The sequence below is a fragment of the Nocardiopsis sp. iso_40 genome (assembly GCF_056173285.1).
Genome location: NZ_CM149666.1, coordinates 4520244 through 4536952 on the forward strand (window position 1 = coordinate 4520244; position 16709 = coordinate 4536952).

Here is a 16709-nt window from a genome sequence, read left to right on the forward strand (position 1 = left end):
CGGTGAACTTCCGAGTCCTGGCGGGGATGCCCACATCCGAGACGGAGATGGTGTTCGCCGCGCGTTTCGAGGAACTGGCCGCGGCCGACCTCGTGGCCACCCGGCGCACGGGCACGGACCTGATCAACGGGGCCGGCGAGTACCCCGATCTCGACGTGGTCCTGGTCCACCAGGACCTGGGTCCCGCCCCGGTCCTGGAGACCGTCCGCGACCTGTCGCACCGGCACCCGCAGTTGGCGATCCTGCTCGTATCCTCCGCCATGGACCAGGAGACGTTCACCGGGGCCATGGAGGCGGGCGCCCGGGGCGTGCTCTCCGCCGACTCCGGGCTGGCCGAGCTGGAGACGCGGATCGCCAAGGCCGCGGAGTGGTCGCGTACCCTCCGGCGCCACCTGGAGTCGGCGGCGTTCGACCTGCCGGCCTCGGGGGTGCGCGGCCGGATCGTGACGGTCAGCGGTGCCAAGGGCGGGGTGGGCACCACCACCTGCGCCGTGCACCTGGCGATGGCCGCGGCCCGCCGGGACCGGGTGGTGTGCCTGGTCGACCTGGACCTGCAGGCCGGCGACCTGCCCGCCTTCCTCAACCTCCAGCACCGCAGGTCCATCGCGGACCTGGTGGACGCCGCCGACGACATCAGCCCCGGCATGCTCTCCGAAACCCTCTACGTGGACCCGCGCGGCCCGCACGTGCTGCTGGCGCCGGAGCACGGTGAACGCGGTGAGGACGTCGACGCCCGGGCCACCCGCCGGATCCTGAGCGCCCTGCGCTCGCGGTACGAGATGGTGATCGTGGACTGCGGATCCAACATGAACGAGGCGACCGCGATGGCCGTGGAACTGGCCGACAGCGCGGTGGTCACGGTGACCCCGGACGTCCCCGCGCTGCGCGGCGCGCAGCGGCTGATGGCGATGTGGGAACGACTGCAGATCCGTTCCCACGAGGACGTGTACTCGCTGGTCACCCGGCACAGCCGCAAGAACGAGATCCAGCCGGACTTCCTGCAGCAGTTGTTGGGGACCAAGGTGCTGCGCACCCCCGTCCCCGCCGCCTACCGGGCGCTGGAACCGGGTGAGAACAACGGCGACCCCACCAAGGTGACCGACGAGGGGCTGCGCAAGGCCTTCGCCCGGCTCGCCTCGGAGCTGGACCTGCTCGCACCGCCGACCGCCGGCGGCAGTGGCAGCAGGATCGGCAACACCACGGCCTCCGGCGGCCTCCCCCCGGGGCTGGCAGCGCTGTCCTCACGCGCGCCCGGTACGCAGACCGGCCCCTCCACCCGGGACGTGTCCGGCTTCCTCGACGCCTCGGGTCCGCAGCAGGTCAACGGGTACGGGGCCCGGACGGGCACGTCCGACCCCTGGGGGCAGGGGTCACCGGGGCCGAGGGGAGGTTTCGGTGGCTGAGGACCGCCGGAGCCCGGGGCGAACGCGGGGTACTCGGGGCCGCCGCGGTTCTCGGCGCTCCGGGCAGGACCGCGGCGCGGTCTTCGTGGAGTTCGCCGCGATGGTGCCGTTCATGATGCTGGCGCTGGCCCTGGTCTGGCAGGTGCTGCTGCTCGGCGTCACCGCCATGTACGCCTCCCACGGGGCCGCCGAGGCGGCCCGGCAGGCCGCGGTCACGCCGGACGACCTCGAACGCATCGACGAGGAGGCGCGTAAACGGGTACGGGCGCCCTGGGACGCCGAGGACGTGCTGTCCACCGAGATCGTCGAACGCGACGGCGGCCGCTACGCCCGGGTGAGCCTGGACATGCCGGTGTTCCTGCCCGGCACGTCGGGCCCGTGGCAGATCGCCGGTGAGGCGAAGGTCGTCACCGAGGTCACTCCGCGCGGACTGCCCGACCCGGGGGAGGCGGACCGGTGACCGGACCGTCCACCGCCCGCCGACCGCTGATCGGCCGCCGACCCCGCCGTCTGCTGTTCGGTCGCGTCCCCGGCCGGGACCGCGACCGGGGCGGCCCCATCCTGGAGTTCGCCGCGATCCTGCCGATCCTGCTGTTCGCCGTGGTGGTGGCGATCGAGGCCTTCCTGGCCTTCGTGGCGATGGAACGGATCGAGTCGGCGGCCCGGGCCGGGGCCCGGGTGGCCGGAACCGAACAGCTGACGGGCGCCGAGGCGGAGGCCCGCAGCGCCCTGCCCGACTGGTTGGACGACGCGACCGTCACCAGCGGCACCAACGACAGCGACGGTTACTACGTCGAGGTCTCGCACCCGCTGCCGATCGTGTTCTCGTCGGTGGGGTTCGACCTGGCGCTGACCAGGCGGGTGGACATGCCGAACGTGTGAGGCGGAGCGGGCGCCCCCCGCACCACCACGGCACCGCCAAGGGAGGAGACGAGGAACATGGGGCTGAAGGACCGGTTGGAGGAGGACCGCGCCGTCGAGGACCGCGCGGACCGCGGCAGCGTGACTCACTGGCGCCGCCGCCTGCTGAAGGAGATCAACCTGGAGGACCTGACCCGGCTGACCCTGGCCCAGCGCCGGGTCCGGCTGGAGAAGGTCGTCGGGCACATCCTGTCCCGTGAGGGCCCGGTGCTGTCGGACCGCGAGCGTTCGGTGCTGATCCGCAGGGTCGTGGACGAGGCCCTGGGGCTGGGTGTGCTGGAGCCGCTGCTGGCCGATGAGAGCATCACCGAGATCATGGTCAACGGGCCCGACAACGTGTTCGTGGAACGCGGCGGCCGGATGGAGCGCGTCGACGCCGCCTTCAACGGCGAGGAACAGCTCTACCAGACCATCGACCGCATCGTCTCGCTGGTCAACCGGCGGGTGGACGAGTCCTCGCCGATGGTGGACGCCCGCCTGCCCAGCGGCGAACGGGTCAACGTGATCATCCCCCCGCTGTCGCTGTCCGGGCCGGTCCTGACCATCCGGCGCTTCCCCAAGCCCTACCCCATCGAGGACCTGGTCCGGATGGGCAGCCTGGACCAGGCCACCGGCGTGCTGTTGTCGGCGATGGTGCGGGCCCGGTTCAACATCGTGGTGTCGGGCGGTACCGGCACCGGTAAGACGACCTTCCTCAACGCGCTGTCGGCCTTCGTCCCCAGCAGCGAACGGATCGTCACGATCGAGGACTCCGCGGAGCTCCAGCTCATGCAGGAACACGTGGTGCGCCTGGAGTCGCGCCCCGCCAACATCGAGGGGCGGGGGGCGATCGCCATCCGCGACCTGGTGCGCAACGCCCTGCGGATGCGCCCGGACCGCATCATCGTCGGTGAGGTCCGTGGCTCCGAGACCATCGACATGCTCCAGGCGATGAACACCGGCCACGACGGATCCCTGGTGACGGTGCACTCCAACTCCGCGGACGACGCCATCCACCGGTTGCAGACCCTGGCGACCATGGGTGAGGGCCAGATCCCCTACGAGGCGATCCGCGACCAGATCAACAACGCGGTGGACGCCATCGTGCACCTGGGCCGCTGGCCGGACGGCTCACGGCGGATCAACGAGATCGCCGTGGTGTCCTCGCGCAGACGCGAGGAGTTCCGCCTCGACCGGCTGATGGAGTTCGCCGCGCTGCCGATGAACCCCGACCGCGCCGTGCAGGGGCGGTTCCGGCACTACCCGCTGCCGCGCCACGTCGCCGGTCGGATCTACCAGGTGGGCGAGAGCATCCCCTCCTCGTTCGGGGTCGTCGCCGACGAACGAACCCAGGGCCGCCGGTGAGCGCCCGTACCGCGTCCGTCCGGACGGCCTCGACCCGAAGGGAGACCGGGTGAACTGGCAGATAGCGGCCATCCTCGGCGGCCTCGCCCTGGTTCTGCTGCTGTTCCTGTGGGCGGTCCGGGAGTTCGTGACCAGTGCCGAGCAACGGCGGATGATCGCCTCCCGCAGTGCCCTGGCGCAGGCGGACTACGCCGCCTCCACCCCCATGGCCAGGCTGGACGCCAGGCTGCACCGCACCCAGTGGGGCGCCCGGCTCAGTCGCAGGCTGGCCCGCTCCGGCACGGACGTACGCCCGGTCACGTTCGTCGCGGCCCTGGTCGCCGGTTCCCTGTTGGCGGTCGTGGTGGTCTGGCAGGTGCTGGCTCCGTTCTTCGGGCTGCTGGCCGCCGGCGGGGTGGCGTTCCTGTTCTTCTCCTACCTGCGCCGGGCCGAGGCCAAGCGGCGCGAGGAGTTCACCAACCAACTACCCGACCTGGCCCGGGTTCTGGGCAACGCGACCTCGGCCGGGCTGGCGCTGCCGACCGCGGTGGCGATCGCGGCGGACGAGCTGGACGGTCCGGCCGGAGAGGAGCTCGGCCGGTTGGCGGAGTCGATGAAGCTCGGCGCGACCTTCGAGGAGGCCATCTCCGACCTGCGCGAACGTATGCCCTCCCGGGAGCTCGGTGTACTGCTGTCCACTCTGCTGGTGGCCTCCAGGTCCGGTGGTTCCCTGGTCACCGCGTTGCGCAACATCTCCGCCACCCTGGAGAGCCGCAAGGAGACCCGGCGCGAGGTGCGGACCATCCTCAGTGAGACGACGTCCACCGTGTGGGCCCTCGGGTTCATGTCGGTGGGCGCGCTGTTCCTGATCAACGCGATCCAGCCGGGGATCATGCGCACGATGACCGGCAGCGCGGCCGGTATCGCGGTGCTGTTGGTCGTGGCGGCGCTGTTCGCCATCGGTTTCGTGCTGGTCTCCCGGATCACCAAGTTCAGGTTGTAGCCGCGGCCCCTCCCCGTAACCCGCCCTCCGCCCCGAAGGACACCCCCGATGAACCTTCTGCCCCTCGCGGCCGCGCTCGTCTGCGCCCTGGTCGTACTGATCGGCGTCTACGGTCTGTACCTGACCCTGTCGCAGACTCGGGTCCCGGTGGACGACCCGGTCGAGGCCCCGGTGCGTACCAAGAGCGACGAGACCTTCTTCCTGCACCGGATCACCGAGGCGATCGGGCGCCCCTTCTCCAGTTCGGTACTGGCCTCGCTGAGCACGAAGCAGAGGAGCTCGATCGCCGCCCGGATCGAGGCGGCGGGGCGCCCGGACGGGCTGACCGCCGAACGGTACGTGCAGCGCAAGATCGGCGAGGTCACCATCTACGGCACGCTCGCGCTGCTGGTGCTCGTCTCGGACACCAGTCCGTTCCTGGCCCTGTTCGCGGTGGCGTTCATGGGCCTGACCGACCTGAACCTGTACGTGCAGACCCAGGAGCGCGCCGACCAGGTGCAGACGCAGCTACCGGACTTCCTGGACGTACTCGCGGTCACGGTGAGCGCGGGGATGTCGTTCCGCGCCGCGGTCGGCCGGGTCGCTGCGTCGATGCCGGGCGTGCTGGCGGACGAGTTCACGATCGCGCTCCGCCAGATGGAGCTGGGCATCTCCCGCCGGGAGGCCTTCGACTCCCTGCGCCGCCGCAACCGCAACGATTCGCTGAGCAAGTTCGTCACCGCCATCCAGCAGGCCGAGGAGCTGGGCGCCCCGCTGAGCGACACCCTGGTGAACATCAGCAGCGACATGCGCCGGGCCGACGCCCAGTACATGCGCCGCAAGGCCCAGCAGCTCAACCCGAGGGTGACGATGGTGACCGCGGTGACCCTGCTTCCGGGCCTGCTGATCCTCATCGTCGGTTCGATGTTCCTGGGCACCGAGGTCAATATCGGCACCATCCTCGGCGGTTAGGGGCCGGCGCACTCACACCGGACGCGTCCGGTGTGAGTGCGCCGGGGTGTGGCCGGGCCCGGCCACACCCCGCGGCCACACCCCGCGGCCGCTACCGCGCGGGCCCCGGGGGCGGGAACGGGATCTCGGACAGGGCGGGGATGAGCGCCTCCTCCTCGAACTCCAGGTGGGCTCGGAGTTCCTCGGTCAGCCGGTCCAGTTCCGCCATGAACCGCACCGGGTCCGCCGTCTCCAGGTCGGTGAGCAGACCCTCCAGTTCGCCCCGGATCCGGTCGAGAGCGCGGTGTTCGGCGATCAGCCGCTCCACCGGTTCCCGCAGATGCGGGAAGCCCTCGGCGAGCTGCGGGAACGCCGTGTCCTCGCTGGTGTGGTGGAAGTGCAGGGACTCGCAGAAGGCCAGGCAGTGCTGGCGGATCCGCAGGTTCAGCCCCACCGGGTGCGCCGCCCCGGCGGACTCCCGTTCGGCCAGGTACAGCTCCGCCTCCCCGCGCACGTGGACCAGCTGGCCGCGCAGCCACGCGTGGATCTGGAACAGCTTGTCCGCCAGGTTGTCGATCTCGGCGGGGCCGGAGACGTCGGAGCGCTGCAGCTCCACCACCGGCAGCCTCCGCTCCACCTGCTCCTGGTACTCGCCGAACCCGGGTTCGCGGCGGACGATCTCCTGGAAGACCCGGTCCCGCTCCTCCCCCTGCACGGGCACGGCGACAGCCTCGTGGCTGTCGTGGACCGGCATCTCCACGGACACCATCGGGTGGGCGAGCAGGTTGCGGTACCAGTCGGGGTGCCTGGGTGAGCCGCCCGCGGAACCCACCACGTAGACGCGGCCGTCGATCCGCAGGAAACCGAGCGGGGTGGTGTACTCCCGGCCCGAACGCGCCCCGGTGGTGGTGAGCAGCAGCAGATCGCCGCCCTCGAACACGCCGCCCACCCGGCCGCCGCTGGCGCGGAACTCCTCGACCACCGGCTCGTTCCACGGGCTCACCACCGGTTCGGAGTGCGGGTGCGGTGCCGGTGCGGGCGCCCGTTCCCCCTCCCCGGGCCGGTCTCCCCGGTCGGCCCGGCCCCCGCCCGTGGCCGCCACGGCGGCGGTCTCGTCGTCGGGGTTCTCGTTGTTCGGATTGTTCTGGTCGTTCTCCGTCAAGGGACGGTCCTCTCACCGGGTTCTGTGGAGGCGGTCGTCCCCGGGGGCACACCTGTGGCACGGTTCGCCTGCGCGCGGGCAGGAGCACGGCAGAGCGGAAGCGTGTGGTCCGGTGCGCCGGGGCGGAGCGGCGCAGGGCCGTGCGGCCGGGGGCACCGGGAGTGTGCTCGGGGAGACCGCCGGAATCGTCTGCCTGTGCCGACAGGCGGTCGAACGGCCGGTACGCGGTCCGGGGGCGGGCGCACGCCGGGCTCCACGGGCCCCTGGGCCCCGCGGTCTCGGCGGCCGCACCTCACCAGCGCCGCGAACGGCTCAGCCGATCAGATTCGGTACGCGAAGTGTGTGCCCACGATTGGCTCCCCGAACATGTCAAGGCGCCTCCATACGATCCGACCGGCCCACTGCTCTTTGGTCGGACGCACGCGACGCACGAGCAATATAGGCAGCTGCCCGACCGGGGGTCAAGGCGTCTGTCGTCGGGCCGCGGAACAGACGGGGGCGACCGTTCCGTCAGTTCCCGGCGCCGTCACCTTCGCCGGCCGGGCACCGGGTCATGTCGCTCTCACCAGGCGCACCGCCCGGCAGGGCGAAGAACTCCGAACCCAGCCGGTCCTGGTCGCGCCACTCCAGGGTGCCGTCCACGTCGTAGCAGTGCCCGCTCACGTCACCGGCCAGCGCGCCCGAGTACGCCGCGGGCCGGTAGGCCACTCCCGCCCGTCCCGGGGCGCCCTGGACCTGCACGGTGACCTCGGCGGAGGGGTTCTCCGGGTCCAGCACCACCAGCGTCGTCAACGGGACGCTGAACTCACTGCCGCTCCCGCCGCGGAGCACCTCCCGGTCCGACCCGCCGCTGGTCTGCGGATCGAGCGGTGTGAGTGTCAGGAAGTCCTCCGCGTACACGGGGTGGGAGCCCACGTTCGGGTGGTAGGTGAGTTCCGCCGTGAACTCGACCCCCGAACCGGTGTCCCGCACCCCGGTCATGCACACGCTCACCACCGGGAAGGCCTCCAGGCCCGTGGAGACCAGGCCGAAGTCGACCGTGTCGTGGTCGAGCGGCGAGACGAACGGCCAGGCGTCGGGGTTGGTGTTCGGCTGGCCCTCGGGCCCCGGGGTGAGGAGCGCGGCGTACACGTCCGGGGAGGCCGCTTCGGGGTCGAAGGGGCGCCAGGGCGCGTGCGCCTGCTGGCCTCCCGCGCGTTCGGCGTCGTCGCAGTCCGGAGCCCCGGGGGCGGCCGCGTCCCCGGGGTCCTCCTCGTCCCCTGACCCGCCCGGATCCGCTGTGGGTTCCTCGGCGACGACGGTGTCGGCGGGTGACTCCTTCAGGGAGTCGAACAGCAGGTAGCCGCCGCCGAGGGCCGCGGCCATGCCGAGTGCGCCCACGCCGAGCCACACACCGAGCCTGCTTCGGCGACCGGTCGCCTCCCCGTCGTCGGGGTCGAGCCCGTCGCCCATCGCGGACAGGTCCTGTTCGCCGGTCTGCGCGGGTCCGAACAGGTAGGCGGCGGCCCCCTGGTCCTGGGCCGCACCCGTCCTGCCGGAGCTGCTCAGCCCCGGGACGGGACCGTTCTGACCGCCGGAGAGCCGTGCGGGCGGGTGGCCGTAGGCCTCGGCGGCCGATTCCGGCCCCCACTCCCCGTTCGCGTCGGCCCCCGGACCGGTGCCCGCGGCGGCGCCCTGTCCCCCCGGAGCGTCGGGGGCCTCCCGGTCCCCGGCGCCTGCGGAGCCGGCCCTCGCGCGCTCCTGCTCCAGGGCGAGCGCGGCGTCGGTCCACCGGGCCGGGTCGTGCCAGCTCAGGTCGGGGACCGGCCAGTGCTGGCCGATGAGCGCGCGGAGCTCCTCCGGCCAGGTCTCGGCGGTGGCCTGCTCGTCGATACCGAGCATCAGCAGGCATTCCAGGTACGCGTCCTCCGCGGAGGGGCGCTGGGCCGGGTCCGGGGAGAACGCGCGTTCGATCAGGGGACGCAGCTCCCGCGGGAGCGCTCTCAGGTCAACGCGGGCCTCGCGTGCCCGACGGGCCATCTCCCACAGGATCTGCCCGGGGATCCGCCCCGGGGTGTGCCCGGCCGGGGAGGTCCCGAACGGCGGCTCGCCGGTGGCCGCCAACACCACCAGGCAGGCCCAGCCGTGGACGTCGGAGGCCCGGGACGCGTCCGTGCCCTCGTAGCGTTCGGGGGCCAGCCAGCCCAGGCTCTTGGCGCTCTGCACGGGCGCGGCACCGTCGATCCGCGCCGTGATCCCGAAGTCCAGCACCTTGGGGCCGTCGGCGGAGGCCACCACGTTGCCGGGCCGCATGTCGCCGTGCACGGTACCCGCGGCGTGCATGGCCGCGAGCGCCTCGGCGATCCCGGCGGCCAGCACCAGCAGCGCGTCACCGCTCAGGCGTCCGTGTACCCGCACGTGCTGCTGCAGCCCGAGACCGGGTGCGTACGCGATCGCGGACCACGGGCGCCCCTCGTGGGTGCCGCTGTCCCGCACGCCCACCGCGCACACGCCGCCGAACAGGCGCGCGGGCACGACCTCACCGCTCACACCGGCTTCAAAGGCCCACTCGGTACCGGCGATCATGAGGACCGTCGGCTCGTGGTCGGGGGAGACCCCGGCGAAGAGGGTGCCCATGGCGTCGGCGCCCAGACGCCCGATCAGCCGGTAGCGGCCCACCTGGAGCGGGTCGCCGTCGGTCAGAGGGGTGACGTTCGGCGGCAGAGCGGGAAGGGAAAAGTCCATTGGGGGCAGCTTTCCACACATCAGGGACGGTTGTGGTGGGCTGTGCCGGGATAGCACATTCAATCCCGTGGTTCTGTGAATCTACCTAATTTGCGGGGCACCCGATGCCGTGATCCCCCTTTTCCGTGTGCGCGCGGGACCGATTCACACCGGCTCGCGCCCTCCTCCCCGGTGCCCTCGTGCCCCGTCCGGGGCACCGGAAGCGCCTGTTCGCCAAGGCCCCGCGCCTTCGCGCGTGCGACCCGGAGCGGCCTGCGGAGCGGGCTCAGGGTCCGCGCCCGCCGAACACCCTCGGTGAGTCCGTTATGAGAAGGAAAGGAAATCGGTGCAGTCCGCCGCCAACCACCCGCCCCGGCCCGCGCCACCGCCCCTCGCCTGCCGCCGGATCCGTTCCGCGGCCGTCTCCCGCCCCTGCCGCGGCCCGGCCGGAGCGCGGCCCGGGTTCGTGCGCGCACCCGCTCCGAAACCACACGAACATCCCCGGTCACACCGTCATCGCTGACCGCACTGGCCGCTTCTGGTCACTTCCGCCCCGGACCAGGGCGGGGTGGGCCCCGCGGGCCGTCCCGCGACCCGCTCCGCGGCGACCGTCCGTACCTGCGGTCATCCCCCGCGGCCCGGGGTCGCACCCACCCGCGAAAACACCTTTCCGAGAAAGGGGGAATCCTCGATCAGAGCACACAGCGAGCGCCGAAGCAAAAACTCAAGGAACCTTCGAAAAAGGCGCTGATAACTTTTTCGGGAAACCTCCGAGACCGCTTCGACAGGAAAGCCATGGCCGACCAACGCCCACGGGGCGCCACCGATCACACCCCCGGGCAGCAGCCGGGACCCCCGTCGGAGCCCCCGTGTGAAGCCCCCGCCGCAGCCGCCGGACCGACACCCGTAACCCCGCTCACCGGGGAACCCCGGCCCGCCTTCCCCCAACTCGTCGGTAACATCGCCGGAAAGGCCTTTCCGCTCTATCTCTCCATGGCCGCCACGGTCTTCGGGACCATGGTCACAGCGGGCGTTCTCGGCCATACCGGGACCGCCGTGCTCGCCGCCTACGCGATGACCGTCGCCCTGTACAACCCCGCCTCCATGGTGGTCCAGGGCGCACTGCGCGGTTCCATGCCCTTCGTGGCGGGCAACGCCGAGGATCCGGCCGCGCTCGCCCCCACCGTCCGCAACGCCCTCTGGCTGGCCCTGTGCGCCGGCCTCCTCGGCAGCGCCGTCGTGGCCTCGGTCCCGTTGGTCGCCCGTCTGATCGGGGTCCCCGACCAGACGGTGGCGGCCTTCGGCCTCCTCCCGTACCTGATGGCGCTCGCCCTGCTCGCCAACGCCTTCCAGGCCTGTGCGACCACCCTGCTCATCGGCCTGGGCCGCTCCGGACAGGCGATGACGGTGGGCCTGGTCGGCACCGCCCTGTCGGTGGTACTGGTGCCCGCACTGGTCCTGGTGCTCGGACTGGGCGCCACCGGCGCTGGACTCGCCGTCCTGCTGACCGCGCTCGCGGTCACGGCCGTGGCCCACACCCTGCTACGGCGCGGAACCGTCCTGGCAGGGCAGAACCTCGGCCCGGGCTCCCCGGACTGGGCGGGGATCCGGCACATCGCCCGGGTCGGCCTGCCCATGGGTTCGACGATGCTCATCAAGTTCGGGGTGCTGGGCCTGCTCGCGATGGCGGTGGCCCGGACCGGAGCCGCCGAGGCCGCCGCCCACCAGGTCATGGTGACCCTGGCGACCTTCGTCTTCCTGCCCGCGACCGCGACCGGCCAGGCCGCGGTCCCGTTCATGGCCCGCGCCGCGCGGGCGGCGCCCCGGAACACCCCCCGGGCTCCCGGCCGGTCCTGCCCCGCGGGGGAGGAGGCCCGCGCAGACGAGGGGTTCGCCGAGGTCAGGCGGACACTGCTCGCCGGTCTGGCCCTGGCGCTGCCGGTCATCGCACTGACCATGCTCCTGCTCGGGGCGGCCGTCGGCCCGGTCCTCGGGGCCCTGACCCCCGACCCGGAGGTCGTGGCACTGGTCACCGCGCTGCTCCCGGCCGTGTTCGTGGTGGTCCTCGCCGACGGTGCGCAGGCGATGCCCGGGATGGGTCTGCTCGCGCTCAAGCGCACCGCCCCGACCCTGTACGCCTTCGCGGTGTGCTTCGGCCTGCTGGCCCTGGCCGCCTTCCCCGTGGCCGCGGCGGGCGGCCTGGCCTGGCTCTGGTGGGCCTACGCGCTGGCCAACCTCGGCCTGGTCCTCGGCCAGGGCGGGAGTTTCCTCCTGCTGACCCGCACCCCGCCCGTCCGCTCCCCCGCGTGAGGCGGGCCCGGGCACCCCCGCCGAGCGCCTGCCCGGAAGTACTGTTGAGACCTCCGCAGGTGCGAACAGCAGCCCGCACCCCGAAGCCTCGAACAGGGGAGATCCTTGCGACCCTCCGACCTCGCCCGCGAGCACGGCCTCTCGGCCCAGGCGGTCCGCAACTACGAGCGGGACGGGTTCATCCCGCCCGCCGAACGCACCGGCAGCGGATACCGGGTCTACACCGAGGTGCACGCGGCGGGGCTCCGCGCCTACCTGGCCCTGGTCGCGGCGTTCGGGTACGCGTACGGCGGCCGGATCATGCACGCGGTCCACGAGGGGGACCTCGACCACGCCTTCACGGTCATCGACCACGGCCACGGCCAGCTGCTCCGCGACAGACGGACCCTCGACGCCGTACGCGAGGCCGTGGGCCACCTGACCGCGACCGCCCGGGAGCAGGAGCCCGGCCCCGGAGCGGACTCCGTTCCGGCCCCGGGCCCCGGAGCGGAAGGGGGCACCGCCCCGGGGCGCCCCGGGGACCCGGGCCTGCGCACCATCGGCGAACTCGCGCACCGCCTCGGCGTGACCGCGGCGACCCTGCGCAACTGGGAGGAGGCCGGCATCCTCACCCCCGTGCGGGACCCCGGGACCGGGTACCGCGGTTTCGGGGCGAACGACGTCCGCGACGCCGATCTCGCCCACCTCCTCAGACGCGGGGGCTACCCGCTGGAGCACATCGCCACGGTGGTCCACCAGATCCGCACCGCCGGGGGCACCGACGAACTGGTGGGAGCCCTGGACGGCTGGCAGCGGAAGCTGACCGCGCGGGGACGCGCCATGCTCACCGCGGCCACCCGGCTGGACGCCTACCTGAACACGCTCGGCCCCGCCCCCTACAGGTAGTCGTCCAGGCGCTCGTCGCCGCGTTCGGCCGTGTTCTGCGCGGCGCTCCCGCTCGGGGACCACTCCAGCGTGGCCTCCGGGTCGCCCCCGAGGGCCCCCTCGCCGGAGCGCTCCCCCGCCCCCGCCGACGGGCCCGGTTCCCCGCCGCCCGCGGACCCGGCCTCCGTACCGCCCGTCCCGTCCGGGTGGCCCGCGACCGGAGGCTCCGCGTCCTCCGGCAGGTCGGCCAGCTCCTGGCGCACCCGCCGCACCGACTGTTCGTGGTCGCGGGCCATCAACGCCCCGATCACCCCGAACAGCGCCCCGGCCACCCCCAGAACCACCACCAGGGGTGCCAGGCTGTCCCAGTACACGACGCCCGCCAGCACACCGAGTACCACCAGCACCGCGCCCAGGCCGTAGAAGAACCGCACCAGCGTCCCCGGGTCGCGCCGCCCCAACCGTTCCAGTTCGGCCGTGACGCGCTTCCGCTCCCCGGCGATCCGCTCAGCCTCCGGCTGCGCCCTGCGGTACTCGTTCACCTGCTCGACCCGCTCGGCCAGCGCACGGAAGTCGTCGCGGTGGGCGTGGAAGGCGACCGCGGCGGGCCAGGGGTCGTCGGCGTTGAGCACGGCCCGGTACACCTGGTCGCGTTCGGAACCCTCCGGGATGCCCCTGACCGCCCAGGCCGCCAGCTCGGGCGGCCCCTGGCCCGCCCTGCGGTCGGTGGCCAGGGTGTGGACCAGGTCGCCGCGGCCCGGCGGCGGGATCTCGGCGGGGGCGAGCCCGAACCCCTTGCCGAGCTGCTCCAGCCACGCCTCGCACTTGCGCAGGTTGTCGAACATGACCGGGGCCTGGCGGGCGACCCGGGCGAAGCGCCCGCAGCCGCGGTCCGTGCCGCAGTCGTGGTCGGTCTGGACGCAGTGGTGGCGGCTGAACGGTTCGAGGAGGTTGCCGTGTTCCACGAGGTGGACGAGGCGCTGGTGCGCCCTGTCCCGGTAGGGCCAGGCCCTCCCGTCCCGGGTGCCGAACAGGGCGCCCCAGGACATGTCGAGCCCGTGGAAGAGCGGGGGCAGGGCCGGATCGAGTTCGGCGATGAGGTTGGCGGCCTGCACGTCGGCGCCGCCCCAGTCCTCCGGGAGCTGGGCGACGATCCGGCGGGCCTGCTCACGCTCCTCCGGCAGCCAGCGCAGCAGGTCCTGCCGCAGCGGCGCGCTCCGTAGGAGGTCGAGTGCCTTCTCCCAGTCGCGCTGGATGCCCCGGGCGAGCGCGGCGACGCTGGAGTAGGACTCCCCGCCGAATTCGAAGAGCTCGTCCCGGTCGGGCGGGGCGTGGGTGATGGTCGGGATCGCGGAGATGTCTATCGTGCCGCTTCCCTGGCCGATGCGTGTGCCCATGGCCATGATGTCGGGCCCGGGGCGCCCGCCGATGCCCGCCAACATGTCGGGGGAGTTCCCGCTGTCCGGTTCCTCCACGCCCAGGAGGGTGGCGAGGAGCCGGTCCGAGGTGGGGCGCAGTTGGGGGTCCTTGTACAGGCACCAGCGCACGATCGCCGCGAGGTTCTCGGGCAGGCCCTTGAGGTCGGGTTTCTCGAACAGGACCTTGCGCAGGGTCACCGCCAGGTTCTCCCCGGCGAAGGCGTCCTTGCCGGTTCCGGCGAAGGCGATGACCGACCCCCAGGCGAACACGTCGATCGCGGGGGTGACCCGGGTGCCGAGGAACTGTTCGGGTGCCATGTAGCGCGGGGTCCCCAGGAGGGCGCTCGCCGAGACGGGGCTGTTCTCCAGGGCGCGGGCGATCCCGAAGTCGATCACCCGGATGCCGTCGGGGGCGACCATGATGTTGGAGGGGGTGAAGTCGCGGTGGATCACCCCGGAGGCGTGGATGGCGGTGAGCGCGGTGGCGGTGGCGACGGCGATCCGGTAGAGGTCGCCCTCGGAGCGGGGGCCGCCGTCCTCCCCGTCGGCGTGCACGGCCTGCCGGAGGGTCTGCCCCTCCACGTACTCGGTGACCACCCACGGCGGGTCCCCGTCGGGGTCGGCGTCCAGCACCCGGGCGATGCAGAACTCCGCGACCCGCTTGCTGTTCTCGACCTCGGCCCTGAACCGGGCCCGGAACGTCGGATCGTCGGCGTAGTGGTGGTGCAGCACCTTGACCGCGCCGAGTGCACCGCTGCTGTCGCGTCCGAGGTAGACCGTGCCGAACCCGCCCCTGCCGAGTACTTCCAGGATTCCGTATCCGCCGAGTTCATCGCCGATCTTCACAGGTGATCTCTCCAAGCCGGGGGGAAGCGCAGAGCGTCGTTCGGGTGGTGTGATGCCGGGAAGGCACACATGGTGCCACGAAACACCCGGTTTTCGGGGTTTTGCCCCTCACCCCTTCCCCTGACCGGCCGTTTCACTCAGGTCCGCCAACGCCCGCCCGGAGCCGTCCGGGGCCGCGGCCACCCGCTTGCGCTCCGGAGCGCACCTTCCGCACCGCACCGCCGGGACCCTTCCGCCCCTGTCCCTCGGATCTCTCGGACAGCGGGCCCGTCGGACGGCGACCCCCATGCGGGACCCGCATATCCCTTGACCCGCGAGGAGACGGGACGGCACCGACCGGGCGGGGCACGGGGCGGGTCAGGGCGGCCGGGGACGGGAGCCGGACGCGCCCCCGAAACCCGAGCAGCCGTTCTTCCTGCTCCGGAGAACAATTCCCACCCCGGGAAAGCCACCCGGGAAAGCACTTTCTGTTTTTCCGGCATCCCGCCTCCCCCGGCCTTCCGAATGGCGTGCCCCGGCACCGCCGTGGCCCCCCGGCCGCCGCGTCCGGCGGACACACCGCGGCCTGCCGCCCGCGCACGAACGGCCCGTCCCCCGGGAACGGCGATCGACTCGCCCCCGCGGGGACCACGGGGCGAACCCCGGGACAGCCCGGCGAGCACCAAGCGATCACTTAAGAGCCCAAACCACCAACAAAAGGCGATCCGCCCCACCCGCTTCGACCAATCCGGGACCGGTGGGGCCGAGCACGGCCGGCTCTCCCGGCCCGCCGAACAATCAAGTTGGGAAATTGCCGCTGAACGCCTGCGGACCACCGGCGTTCTCAGGCATACTCAGAGCGTCGGCCGGCAGACCGAAGCGGGCTTTGCGCCCGCAGCAGTCGCGACACCGGCAAGACGCATACGTCGTTCCGTGCATTCGTCCGTTTTCGGGGTTCGTCGGATGGTTCGCGTTCGCCATCAGCCATACCCGAGGAGCAGGTGCAGAATGGTTCCGCGAGACGATATAGTGCGTCTACAGGGACCCGCTTTCCCACGTTCGTCACACGAGGGGAAGGCGGACCGAAAAGGGGGGATCCTTGCGGAAGTGAATACTTAGGGGGACTTCCGAAAGGATCAACCCGCCCGTGAGCGAGGGCATCGGATTCGGGGGAATTCACGTTCGCCAAGCACGTGGATGTGCCACTCGCCACCAAGGGGTCTCCGAATCCTCTGGTCACCTCCCGGCCGCAGTGCCGCCGGAGGGGCGCCAAGGGGAACGGAGGGGACGGAGACCCCGGTCTCAAAGGGGGGTGGATGTCCCTCGGTCCTGCAGCAAGGGGGAACCAGGACTGGGGGGCATCCTCTGCCTGACCGCGGAGACGGGCCGTCCGAGCGGAGAAAGCCGACCCCGCACCGGGAACTCAGCGGGTCCGGGCTGCGTTGCGCCTGCGTGAGTGAAGACATGACGCGTCCTGGTCGCCGGAGCCGCCCGGGCCGCGTTCGGCGGCCACGCGCCCTGACCCTAGGGCGCCTGCGGATCCCGGCAGTTCAGCACCGTCTCCAACAGGCCGGGGAACCGTCCCTCGACCTCGTGGTCGCGCAACGAGACGTAGCAGCGCGTGCCCTCGGTCCGGTTCTGCACGAGACCGGCGTTGCGCAGGATCTTCAGGTGGTGGCTCAGGGTCGACTGCGCGATCGGCAGTTCGATGTCCTTCCACGCCCGCTCGCCCTCGAAGTCCGCGAGCATGCACACGATCCGCAGCCGGGTGGGTTCGGCGAGCGCGGACAGGACCGTGACCAGATCCACGTCGTCCAGAGCCGGGTGCCCCTGCCCCCTGGACACCC

General features: G+C 72.3%; 12 protein-coding genes. 8 read left to right on the top strand and 4 right to left on the bottom strand.

The features are described from left to right. Window positions 1-2: 2 nt before the first annotated feature. From AC0VYD_RS19605 to AC0VYD_RS19630, 6 genes are all read left to right on the top strand, one after another. Window positions 3-1403 carry a CpaE/TadZ family protein gene (locus AC0VYD_RS19605; RefSeq protein ID WP_475476928.1) on the top strand — a complete coding sequence of 467 codons (1401 nt, stop codon included), beginning with the start codon at window positions 3-5 and terminating at the stop codon, window positions 1401-1403. Between the two features lie 85 nt (window positions 1404-1488). Beyond that, window positions 1489-1863, top strand: coding sequence for a pilus assembly protein (locus tag AC0VYD_RS19610; protein ID WP_475480315.1), 375 nt, complete (start codon window positions 1489-1491; stop codon window positions 1861-1863). Then, window positions 1860-2285: a TadE/TadG family type IV pilus assembly protein gene (locus AC0VYD_RS19615; RefSeq protein WP_475476929.1), complete on the top strand. Its 426-nt coding sequence runs from the start codon at window positions 1860-1862 to the stop codon at window positions 2283-2285. The genes AC0VYD_RS19610 and AC0VYD_RS19615 overlap by 4 nt, the downstream gene beginning before the upstream one ends. Before the next feature lie 57 nt (window positions 2286-2342). Further along, complete coding sequence (locus AC0VYD_RS19620; RefSeq protein WP_475476930.1) at window positions 2343-3668, top strand: CpaF family protein; 1326 nt, start codon at window positions 2343-2345, stop codon at window positions 3666-3668. 49 nt (window positions 3669-3717) lie between these two features. Further along, a complete protein-coding gene (locus AC0VYD_RS19625; RefSeq protein ID WP_475476931.1) occupies window positions 3718-4650 on the top strand; it encodes a type II secretion system F family protein in 933 nt (310 codons plus the stop codon). A 48-nt stretch (window positions 4651-4698) separates the two neighbouring features. Beyond that, window positions 4699-5601, top strand: a complete 903-nt coding sequence (locus AC0VYD_RS19630) for a type II secretion system F family protein (RefSeq protein ID WP_475476932.1) — start codon at window positions 4699-4701, stop codon at window positions 5599-5601. Between the two features lie 91 nt (window positions 5602-5692). On the opposite strand, the gene AC0VYD_RS19635 is transcribed toward AC0VYD_RS19630, so the two are convergent. After that, the gene (locus AC0VYD_RS19635; RefSeq protein WP_475476933.1) at window positions 5693-6742 is read right to left on the bottom strand and encodes a nitroreductase/quinone reductase family protein; all 1050 of its coding nucleotides are present in this window, start codon (window positions 6740-6742) and stop codon (window positions 5693-5695) included. Between the two features lie 510 nt (window positions 6743-7252). Beyond that, on the bottom strand, window positions 7253-9466 hold the full coding sequence (locus AC0VYD_RS19640) for a protein kinase domain-containing protein (protein WP_475476934.1): 2214 nt from the start codon (window positions 9464-9466) through the stop codon (window positions 7253-7255). Between the two features lie 774 nt (window positions 9467-10240). Here AC0VYD_RS19640 and AC0VYD_RS19645 point away from each other — a divergent pair. Together AC0VYD_RS19645 and AC0VYD_RS19650 are read left to right on the top strand one after the other, a co-directional pair. Then, window positions 10241-11755: an MATE family efflux transporter gene (locus AC0VYD_RS19645; RefSeq protein WP_475476935.1), complete on the top strand. Its 1515-nt coding sequence runs from the start codon at window positions 10241-10243 to the stop codon at window positions 11753-11755. A 105-nt stretch (window positions 11756-11860) separates the two neighbouring features. Further along, on the top strand, window positions 11861-12640 hold the full coding sequence (locus AC0VYD_RS19650; RefSeq protein WP_475476936.1) for a MerR family transcriptional regulator: 780 nt from the start codon (window positions 11861-11863) through the stop codon (window positions 12638-12640). Here the strand turns inward: AC0VYD_RS19650 and AC0VYD_RS19655 are convergent. Both AC0VYD_RS19655 and AC0VYD_RS19660 read right to left on the bottom strand, forming a co-directional pair. After that, a complete protein-coding gene (locus tag AC0VYD_RS19655; RefSeq protein WP_475476937.1) occupies window positions 12631-14883 on the bottom strand; it encodes a serine/threonine-protein kinase in 2253 nt (750 codons plus the stop codon). The genes AC0VYD_RS19650 and AC0VYD_RS19655 overlap by 10 nt on opposite strands. A 1503-nt stretch (window positions 14884-16386) precedes the next feature. Beyond that, window positions 16387-16671: an ArsR/SmtB family transcription factor gene (locus AC0VYD_RS19660; RefSeq protein WP_475480316.1), complete on the bottom strand. Its 285-nt coding sequence runs from the start codon at window positions 16669-16671 to the stop codon at window positions 16387-16389. Between the last annotated feature and the right edge of the window lie 38 nt (window positions 16672-16709).

Bases quoted from the DNA above. Each gene is read 5' to 3' on its own strand.
- AC0VYD_RS19640 (WP_475476934.1), bottom strand. From the start codon at position 9,466: ATGGACTTTTCCCTTCCCGCTCTGCCGCCGAACGTCACCCCTCTGACC.
- AC0VYD_RS19620 (WP_475476930.1), top strand. From the start codon at position 2,343: ATGGGGCTGAAGGACCGGTTGGAGGAGGACCGCGCCGTCGAGGACCGC.
- AC0VYD_RS19630 (WP_475476932.1), top strand. From the start codon at position 4,699: ATGAACCTTCTGCCCCTCGCGGCCGCGCTCGTCTGCGCCCTGGTCGTA.
- AC0VYD_RS19645 (WP_475476935.1), top strand. From the start codon at position 10,241: ATGGCCGACCAACGCCCACGGGGCGCCACCGATCACACCCCCGGGCAG.